Origin of the sequence: Cerasicoccus arenae (assembly GCF_014651635.1) — a bacterium.
Taxonomy (GTDB): domain Bacteria; phylum Verrucomicrobiota; class Verrucomicrobiia; order Opitutales; family Cerasicoccaceae; genus Cerasicoccus; species Cerasicoccus arenae.
Genome location: NZ_BMXG01000037.1, coordinates 1 through 10304 on the forward strand (window position 1 = coordinate 1; position 10304 = coordinate 10304).

General features: G+C 51.2%; 7 protein-coding genes and 1 pseudogene. 5 read left to right on the forward strand and 3 right to left on the reverse strand.

Going from position 1 to position 10304, the window contains the following annotated elements:
- A pseudogene (locus tag IE065_RS18325) lies at window positions 1-98 on the forward strand (IS5/IS1182 family transposase); the annotation flags it as partial.
- A gap of 102 nt (window positions 99-200) precedes the next feature.
- The gene (locus IE065_RS17475) at window positions 201-359 is read left to right on the forward strand and encodes a hypothetical protein (protein ID WP_189517515.1); all 159 of its coding nucleotides are present in this window, start codon (window positions 201-203) and stop codon (window positions 357-359) included.
- Window positions 360-388: 29 nt separating this feature from the next.
- Here the strand turns inward: IE065_RS17475 and IE065_RS17480 are convergent, their stop codons facing one another.
- From IE065_RS17480 to IE065_RS17490, 3 genes are all read right to left on the reverse strand, one after another.
- Complete coding sequence (locus IE065_RS17480) at window positions 389-562, reverse strand: hypothetical protein (RefSeq protein ID WP_189517517.1); 174 nt, start codon at window positions 560-562, stop codon at window positions 389-391.
- Window positions 563-657: 95 nt separating this feature from the next.
- The gene (locus IE065_RS17485; RefSeq protein ID WP_189517519.1) at window positions 658-2193 is read right to left on the reverse strand and encodes a sulfatase; all 1536 of its coding nucleotides are present in this window, start codon (window positions 2191-2193) and stop codon (window positions 658-660) included.
- 110 nt (window positions 2194-2303) lie between these two features.
- Window positions 2304-3341: a LacI family DNA-binding transcriptional regulator gene (locus IE065_RS17490; RefSeq protein ID WP_189517521.1), complete on the reverse strand. Its 1038-nt coding sequence runs from the start codon at window positions 3339-3341 to the stop codon at window positions 2304-2306.
- Between the two features lie 214 nt (window positions 3342-3555).
- Here IE065_RS17490 and IE065_RS17495 point away from each other — a divergent pair, with 214 nt between their 5' ends.
- From IE065_RS17495 to IE065_RS17505, 3 genes are all read left to right on the forward strand, one after another.
- Window positions 3556-5757, forward strand: a complete 2202-nt coding sequence (locus tag IE065_RS17495) for a family 78 glycoside hydrolase catalytic domain (protein WP_189517523.1) — start codon at window positions 3556-3558, stop codon at window positions 5755-5757.
- A complete protein-coding gene (locus tag IE065_RS17500; RefSeq protein ID WP_189517525.1) occupies window positions 5757-6869 on the forward strand; it encodes a cellulase-like family protein in 1113 nt (370 codons plus the stop codon). The genes IE065_RS17495 and IE065_RS17500 overlap by 1 nt, the downstream gene beginning before the upstream one ends.
- A gap of 227 nt (window positions 6870-7096) precedes the next feature.
- Window positions 7097-10048: a LamG-like jellyroll fold domain-containing protein gene (locus IE065_RS17505; protein ID WP_189517527.1), complete on the forward strand. Its 2952-nt coding sequence runs from the start codon at window positions 7097-7099 to the stop codon at window positions 10046-10048.
- The last annotated feature ends 256 nt before the right edge of the window (window positions 10049-10304 follow it).

Consider the following 10304-nt stretch of genomic DNA (forward strand, 5'->3'; position numbering starts at 1 on the left):
AGGACTACGAAACAAACACCGACTCGTCTGTGGCGATGATTCATATCGCCATGACGCGACTCATGATCAAACGAATCCCAAACAAGAAGAATTTTTAGACGCCCTCTAAGAAACGCTAACCTTCTTCGTCGCTTTCTTGATTGCAGCAATTTCCTGCCGAGCCTCTTCTTTGCTTCTACTGGATATAACAACCATCATAAATGAAACATGCTCCCGAATTTGATCATTTTCAAGCTGTTTTTGAGAAACTATTCGAACAAACCGAAGAGGTCGAACCGAACCATCGACAGTTCGACGAACTCACCACAGGCAAGCTTCCTTCGACTGGCTCAAGATTCGAAACATGTCAGGCAATTTAAAGATTCTACCATTCCCTCATCTCCTCTCTCTAGCGGCCTGTCCAGCCTAGCTCGACTGCGTCCTGCATAGCCTGAAGGGCGACGAAGGAACAGCGAAGAAGAGAGCGGTTGTCACAATATTCTAGTTGCAGTTCATCTGGTTTACCCAAGCAGGTCATTGGCGCGGCACTCATCCCAAGCTCCGTGTCTCCAGGTGAACCCATGTTCCAAGAGGTTCTGCACTCAATGGCCAGCACGACGCTATTACGGGTCGAGAACCAACCCGCCCTCAAAATTCTAGGCCGTAGCCCCCGGCCCCCTAATGCGCCGATGCCGGTGCGTTCAATCCAAGACGCAAATATTGATCACGTGGGGCATCACAGGTTTCCATTTCGGCCGCGAGGTTTTGTTTCATTTTCAACTCAATGGCTGCATCCTGGATCGGTGCTTCTTGCTCTGGATCTGTCTGCAAATCGTAAAGCACGGTTTCGCATGTCTGCGCGTCTCGTTCCCAAGAGGCTTCATCGGACCATCCCATCCCGGTGCAGTCGATTTGCATGACCTGGCAGCCTTTCATAAAGTCAAATGGCTCGGCCAACGACATGCGCTCTTTCGAAAAGCTATCACAGCCAAAAGGCGTCCGCATATGTGCGGGCATGAGAGTGTATTCCGTGATCTTCGATAGACGCTCCTGCTGGGCACGCATGTAAACATAGCGTCCGTCGGTGACATTAACCTGCTTGCCAAAAGTGCCGAAAATGGCTGACTCACGAACTGGTGTATCCGTCTCCATGATGGGCCGTAGATCATGCCCCGTCACGCTCGATGGAATTTCCTGATCAAAGAAGCCCAACACCGTCGGCGCCAAATCAATGGATGGCTGCACCAGCGACTGACGTGACTCCCCCTGCTTACCAACACGTGGATCCCAGACAAAGAAAGGCGTTCGGGCGGTTTCTTCCCACCAAGGCATCATAATCTTCGACCACCAATCGTGCTCTCCAAGAAAGAAGCCGTGATCGGTCCAGACGACCAACATGGTATCTTCCCATAGATTCTCGGCATCCATCTTATCTATAATGGTGCCCAGTTTGGCATCACACATCGCGAGTAAGGACGCATATTCGTAGCGCGAATGCTCGGCCAACTTGTGACGCCCTTGCACCATTTCGTAATTCGGCCAATCGAAGTGTGGTCCATCGTAATCCCTGTAATGCGGCTCAAAGAAGAGGTCTTTATATTGTGGTAGGGAAAAGAACGGCTCATGCGGATCAAAGGTCTCAATTTGTAGAAACCAATTATCTTCACCCTTGTTTCGATCAATAAAGTCCAAACCAGCTTGAAACACACCGCTTTGTGGCTGAGCTGCTTCTTCGGTCATGTGCTGTCGATTGATCCAATCCTGCCGCGCTGGGCCATAGCCATTCAGTCCATGACGCCCTGCGGCATCTGCAGGTATTTCCGGATTGCGCACCTGCCCGACCCAAGGGTCGCCTTCCTGCCCACGAAAGGCTTCGTAGCTGGAATACTTGGTATGGTAATTCGCGCCACCATCCTCGAAGTAGTGATAGTGATCGGTGATCAAATGCGAATACACCCCATTCTCTTTCAAGGTGCGTGGCATCGACTCATCAAAGGGTTCCATTGGCCCCCAACCACGATGTAAGAAATTGGGCCTTCCCGTGTGTAGATCCCGACGGGCCGGCATGCACGGCATCGAGCAGACGTAGGAAGCATCAAAACGAATAGTCTTTTCAGCAAGTCGCTGGAAATTCGGAGTATGGGTCCACTCACAACCATAGGGCGACATATAGTGCCGGTTGAGTGAATCGAACATGACCATGACAACTTTCATAAGGCTAAAGCGTTGAGGATAAAATAGGAATCTATCAATGCTTGCATATAACGTTATAGACAGCAATTATAAAGTCTACAATGACACAGCCTTCTGTGACGACACTGCCTCTACTTTCGAGCTGGGCCCATGGAGCTACGGAGTAAGAACTCAGACCGCAGCTTTTTCAGCTGTATGGGGGATTCAAAGTTCTTGATACGGTTTTGCAGCATCTGAAATACCGTCTTCGCCATCACTTCACGATCCACTCGCAAAGTGGAAAGCTCTAGAGCTACCGCAGATGTTATATCATCACTGCCCAAAATAGACAGATCTTTAGGCACACTCAAGCCCTGCCTCTTACACTCGGTGCTGAGTGAAATCGCGGTTTGGTCATTGTATGCCACCACGGCAGTCGGTTGCTTCCCCATGGCACGCCACTGGGCAAAGGAAGCTTCGCCCGCTTCAGACGCATCGACCTCAAACACGGAGAGCTCAGCATCATATTGCATACCGACTTTCTGTAAGGCAGTAATCAGCTGATCGTGCTTTCCGACCGGTGTGGCATTCGCAGCACTTGGCCCGACATAAGCAACCTGTGTGTGGCCAACATCGCGTAAATACTCCATCGCCTTACGTAAACTAAACGAATAATCCACTCCGAGGCTGTCGAACTCATCCTCATGTCCGACATAAAGCAACAGCAGTGGATACTTCCAAGCCTTTAGCTTCTGGTAGATATCGAGATTAACCAAACCTTGAACCGGGTTGACCACGAGCCCATCCGCTTCACCCGCCGAAAACTTTAAAAGTAATTTACGCTCACGCTCAGCGGATTGATGCGCCAAGGCTAAAATCGACGAATAGCCCTCAGCGGCAGCTGATAAGTCCAAGTGCTCATACAGCTCAGAGTAATTGGCATTCGCCAAGTTGGGAAGAATCATCCCGATACGCTTTGTGTAACCACGCTTAAAGTTTCGAGCCGATGGATTCGGCTGATACCCGATCTCACGTGCGGCTTTTAAAATGCGCTCGCGCGTTGCATCGCTGATTCCCCCTTGTCCATTGATTGCCCGCGAAACCGCACCTTGTGACAAGCTGGTGAGTTTCGCCAGCTCCAAGATAGTTGGACGCGAGGATGACGACTTTGCTGTTTTCTTCTTGGGCATACCTAAAACGTTACATTGTTCACGGCATAGATAACCACAGTGCACTGCCATGAGACAAGCTCTCTTTTGATTCTAACAGAATCTATACTGCCGTAGAGCCATTGAGGGAATTCTACTTTTTGGAATTGCTATATGGTTATAGTGACCCAATACTCATATGTGAATTTGATAGCGCAGAGCGCTCCTACCCCAAAAAGCTTCGTCACGTAGACCCATGAATTATCAGATTAAACAAACTCAACTCCCAACTGAGCCACAGTGGATTTGGGCCGAAAAATCACACCCGAACCAAACCGTTTTGTTTCGGACTCAGATTAAAGAACTTGAAGATTATGAAGACCTTGCAGTTCAACTGACCGGACAAACACGCTACTACCTGAGCGCCAACGGTCAGTACCTTGGTCAAGGCCCCTGCCCTTCGATCTGGCCGGATAGCACAGCGGACAGTTACCCTGTAAGCTCTGAGAATGGCTGCGTAACACTTTCTGTAATCATACATCATTTCGGTGTCCGCACGCAAAGTCATCCCTACGCACCCACTGGCTTCTGGTGCCGTCTGATCGGGTTGAAAGCGGGTCAATGGGAGGCAATTGAAATACCGACGGAGTCATGGAAGTATCATTCACAGGGCGGCTGGCGTCACAGCAACCTCAGACGCACTTGGGCGACTGGTTGGATGGAACAATTTGACAGCTCGAAGCAACCGGAGAATTGGCAAGCACCCGATTTTGACGATCGTGAATGGCCTATAGCAGTCGAAGTCAAACACCCGGAGAGCACCCTCTCACCGCGAGCCACCCCACAACTACGCGAGTATGCCGTCCCTGCAGAGAAATTGATCGCAGTGGCTAAGGTATCCACCGACGCCGCAATTGCCGAAGAGGGTGAAGGCCAACTCAGCAAAATCTTGGATACGGAAGCGTGGGAAGATTTGCCAATCGAAGCGTTTCAGACCAAATGGGATTCAGGCAAAGGCATCACCTGCGCATCGGAGAATGAGGGTCTTGCTCTACTCTTTGATTTGGGCGAGGAGATGTCTGGTCAAACCGAATTCACCATCGAAGCCGAGTCAGGCACCGTCGACCACTATGGCGCCGAACTGCTGCGTGATGGACGCCCTTGGGCCAACCGCGGCAATGCGGAATATGCAGCCCGTTGGACCGCCTCTGGGCGTAACCCGCACTTTCGCACCCTCAATTATAACGGCTTCCGCTATCTCCTCATCGTGCTGCGCCCAAACAATACGCCGATGCACCTAAAAGAATTCGGCGTTTGGCGGCGAGAGGCAGACATCACACCAGTATACAACTACCAGTCGGAAAATCCAAAACTGCAACGCATGTGGGATGTCAGCATGCGGACCCTACAAGTATCGACCCAGGAAACCTGTGTGGATTGCCCCACCCGCGAGCAAGCGCTCTTCATTGCCGATGGTCTTTGGAATGCACTCTGGATCGACAAGCTATACGACGAGCCGTCCTATTTCGAACATTTTCTGGACGTGATCGTAAAGGCACAGAATGCCAACGGCCTGATGCCCTCATCCGTATTTTCCAGTCTGAATCCGCCCCATTATCTGTTGGATTTTTGCCTCATCTTTGTTTGGGGCGTCGATGTCTATCGCCGCGCACATCCAGAACGCACAGATATCATCCAAAAGATGCTACCGGTCGCCGAGCGCACCCTGCGCTGGTATCAAGATCATATCGGCCCATCTGGTCTCATTGAAACAGATCCCCTCGACATCCAGAACTATGAAGGCGGGCGCTTTGAAGTCGTCTTCATCGACCACCCTAGTATCTGGCACACTTTCTCCCACTCAGGCATCGAACGTTCTCGTAAGCAACTGGGTCTCAATGCTTATCTGGCCATCGCTATCGACGCATTCACGGCCTGCGCCCAATCCATCGATTACACACATACGCTCGATACGAGCTTACTCGATGCCGATAAGATCCGAGGCATTTGCCACACTCTTTTCTTCAACGAGAAGACTGGCTTTTACGCCGATTGTATCGATACTGAAAGCGGTGACCTCAAAGGCTGGAGTGCTCAATCTCAGATTCTCGCCGTGCTGGGTGGCGTCTTCAAGGGAGACGCGGCACGTCAACTGATGGGTCAATTGATTCAAGTCTGGCAGCATCCGGAAATCTGCCGTTGCACCCCTTATTTTTGGACCTACTTCGCAGAAGCGCTCATCATCACCGGCTACTCGGATCAAGTCATGCCGCTCATCCGCAAAGAATGGTCTATCATGAGCGACGATCCGAACACCACCACTTGGTGGGAGACCTTCGAAGGTAGCGACCGCGACACACGCTGCCACCCTTGGGCCGCACTCCCCGCTTGGTTCCTCATGCCGGAAGGCAGAGATTTCCGTCTTTGCGGTAATCACTTAAAAAGAAAGCAAATATAATGAAACTCAAAGAACTGATTGAGCCACTCGCCATCACGATGTGGGACTTTTCATGGCTGGAACGCCGTTGGAGCGGAGCTGGCTACGAAGACTGGGACCTGGCCCTGGATGAGTTGGTCGAACGCGGTTACAATGCCGTGCGTATCGACGCCTATCCGCTACTTGTCTCCATCGATGCTAAAGCCGAGTGGACAGTCAAACCTTGCTGGAACCAGCAGGACTGGGGCTCGCCCGCGCGCAATCGCGTTCAGGTGCAGCCCAACCTCAACACTTTCATCCGAAAATGCGCCGAACGTGGGATACTCGTCGGACTGTCCACATGGTTTCAACGGGTAGAGGAAACCAATGTCGCACAAATTGTCTCACCTCAGTGCCACAGCCGAATCTGGAAAGATTTGCTGGATTCAATCGCCAGCGACAACTTACTCGATAGCGTCCTCTACCTCGACTTTTGCAATGAGTGGCCACTGGACTGCTGGGCCCCCTTCTTTCTACCCGCACCCACGGAAAAAGCAGACTGGAACAGCCCTTCTTCCATCCGCTGGATGGTGAGCTCCATTAATGAACTGCGGTTATCCTATCCGAATATTGCGTACACCTATTCAAACATCGGACACCTAAATCTAGCCAAAGAGGACCATAAAACCGTATCCGAAACGTTCGACTTACTTGAGCCACACATCTGGATGGCACAGGCCAATCGCCACGAGTTCTACACCCGGATCGACTACCATTACGAGCGCTTTGAATCCAAGGGCTACGAGAATGTCGTGCTCAATGCGCAGCGTTTCTACGAAGCCGATTCAGACTATTGGGACAACCACCTAAAAGCTCACATCGATGAAGTCTGTATCGAGTCCGAGGCGCTCAACCTGCCGCTCATCACGACCGAATGTTGGGGGATCGTGGACTACAAGGACTGGCCTATGCTGGACTGGGAATGGGTCAAGCGCAGCTGCGAAGTCGGCGTGCGCCATGCAGCCGGAAAAGGACGCTGGGCGGCCATCGCCACCAGCAACTTCTGCGGACCACAGTTCCGAGGCATGTGGCGCGATAAAGACTGGCACCAAGAAATGACCCAAATTATTCGCTCGGCCAAACTTCCCGGCTAGAGAACAGATAAATACTGGTCGAGCAGGCCAATCCACCCTGTGCAGAACTCATTCCAATCATGCAATCGCTGACAATCTCCTCTTTAAAACACAGAAACTATATCGTTTTACACCAGGACATAGGCGGAATGACTTCCGATCGACTCACTGAAACGAATGTATGCGGATCATCACACAAAACTCTTCTTCCGGCTCAATCATAATTAATCCAAGCAAACACCACTATTATGTATACCCCACTCCTTGAAAAATTCATTAAAGTCTCTCTCTTATTGCTCCTTGCAAATGGGTCATCGCTGCACGCCGTTAATTATAATCTTAAGAAGGTTTCAAATGTAGGCGGTGGCTTGCCTTACATTCTACACTTGCCCGAGATCTATGAGGACCCAAGTGAGGCTGCACGCGAATTCCCTACGATCATTTACTTACATGGTTACGGAGAACGAGGTGAAAGTGATTTCCTTGGAAAAACTGATTATCTAAACAAGGTCGAAGGCGCCGGCGGCACACCACCTAACTATACAGCGAATGGAAATTATTTAAACTTCGATGTCAACGGTCAGACGGAACACTTTATTCTCATAGCGCCTCAGACCCAAGCAGCTTGGACTTCAGAAAATGTCATCGCACTCCTCGACGAAGTCTCCGCGCAGTATCGCATCGACTCTAGTCGCGTATACTTGACTGGCTTCAGTTTTGGGGGAACCGGGACATGGGAAGTCTTGCTTGGTGATGCAAATGTGCCTAACCGATTCGCGGCCGCAGCCGTTGTGGCAGGTCGACGCAAGGGCAGCACTAGTTCAATGGTAAAAATCGCAGAAGACAACGTAGCCATCTGGTCGATGAGTGGCCTAAATGATAACACTGAACACACACCTGAGGTCGTTCTGCGAGCAAACAGCGCTATAAGTGTCCACTATCCGGATGCTGAACACATCGTCACAATGTATCCAGGCTATGGACATAGTTGCAGTCGTCAATACAGCCTAGGTCATACTTACCACAACCCGAATCTTTACGAATGGTTCCTCTCCAAAACCCTGCAAACTCCCGGCCTACCCGCTCGTGTCAATCTCTCCAGTCGTAGTGAGGCAATTGCCACAGCGGGTGATGAGGACCCTGAACATGGTGCCGCGAGAGGAAAGACCGGCGCAGGCGCACAGTCATATTGGAGTTCCAGCACGACCGATTATAGCAAAAAGTGGATACAACTGGATCTAGGAGAGTCCTTTTCTGTCGATAAAATTTTCCTGCGGACTCTCTCTCTCTACGATGCACTCGCTGGATACAACATTCAAGCAAGCACCAATGGCATCGACTGGGACACGATTGTCGACGTGGATGATAATTACCAATCCACCCGCGTCCATAATTTCGAAGCCGTGGACGTGCGTTACTTACGTCTCAATGTTATCGATGCCAACTGGACCTCAGGTGAATTTAAAGACACCGCTTATCTCTTCGAATTCTTGGCTTTTGAAGCACTGGAACCCCTCGATCCCCCAACGGCTCCCGCTGCGGTCAGTGCAACCAGTATCACCTCCGGCGGCGTGACGCTCGATTGGGATGCTGGCACTGGCACGGTCCAAGACTACCGCATCTACTGGAGCACAACCAATACTCAACCCCTCTCCCACCAAGCAAGTGTAACAGGCGATATTACCAGCTACACGGCGACAGGATTAGACCCCGAAACCGAATACTTTTTTTGGGTCTCCGCCCATAATTCCGGTGGAGAATCGGAAACTACCACAACCTCTGCCACTACGACGGTTTTATTGCCCCCAAATGCACCAACAGCTTTAAGTATCTCAGGGCCAACCGCAACCAGCCTCACCTTGTCATGGCAAGACAATGCAGACAATGAGAGCGCTTATAATCTTTACTGGAACACCGCGAATAGCCAACCAGCTAGCCCGAATGCGACTTTAGCTGCAAACACGACCAACTCACTGGTCGAGGGACTGAGCCCTAGCACCCTCTATTATTTTTGGGTGACAGCGAACAACCCTGAAGGTGCCTCCGCCGCCGCAACGACCAACGGAAGCACCACCGATTTCGAGGGCAGTCTGGCGAACGGACTTCTTTCACGATGGAAGTTTGATGCACTGTCCGGCAACACCGCATTCGACACACAGGGCTTCAATGATGGAACTCTCGCCGGCAACACGTCCCGCACAAGTGAGTCCATTGCAGGCCATGCCCTGACCTTCGACGGAACCAACGATTGGGTGGAAGCCCCCCATCAATCCGAATACAGCAGCACTGCTCTGACCATTTCCATGTGGGTCCGTCCATCAGTTGTCGACTCAGAGCCTCGCGGCTTGATTTCAAAACGCCTAGGCCTCACCGCAGGTCAACGCTGTTTCGCTATTTTTAGTCATACGAATTCTAACATCAACATCGACCTAGGTAATCAACGGGTCACGACCAACTACTCGCTCAACGAAGTGAATACTTGGAAGCACCTCATCATGACTTTTGATGGAGCTGAAGTCTCGGACAACGTGAAGCTTTACATCGATGGAGACGAAGTCGCTTCCAATACAATCAGTGTCACGGCAATCCCAGTGCTCGATTGCCCGATCACGATCGGTATATTAAACACAGATTACGGCTTCGGTTTTGCAGGGGACATGGATGAGGTCCGCGTCTATGATCGCGCGCTCACAGCTGCCGAAGTGCAAGCTCTCTATGAAACTGAGCCCTACACCGGAAGCAGCACACCGGCGAGCTATAGTGAATGGAAGGCGGCAATGCTCAGCGAATTACCAGTAGCCGATCAAGAACCGTCGGCCGATCCGGACCATGATGGAATTGCCAACATACTTGAATACGCACAAGGCAGTCTGCCGACCGATTCCAGCTCAGGCAGTCTGCCGCATAGTGAGATCACCAGCGAAAGTAATCTTCACTTTCTCACATTTAGCTATCGCCGAATACAAGGCGGCACCGGAAGCGCCGAAAGTGGTTACGAAGCAGGAAATCTGCGCTACACCGTTCAAATCAGCCCCGATCTATCCCCGGACAGCTGGCTCACCGGCACGGACTATCTGGAATCCGTTCCACCCGCGATTGATCATAGCGACGACAGTGAAACGGTTACTGTGCGCGTTAAAGACAGCGTAGAAAATAACTCTAAAAAATTCATTCGGCTCCAGATCGAAGAACTCAATTAAGGTGACTTCGATCAACGTGCTAATTCTCAGCCGTTCACTCCGATTACAGATTTCCAATGCCCGTAGAGCCTGCTGATTAGGCCGAGCAGGCTCCGCTGAGGTTGATTTGATGTGATTGAGTGGTGGATTTTTGACACATGTACAGGCTAACGCCTTGCGATGGAACATGGCGAAGCGGTCGAGGTTGTAGGTCAGGTTGGCAAGAGCCGTCTCGAAGCAACATCGTCGTTTACCGATACGGCGGAAGCGGTCGCCG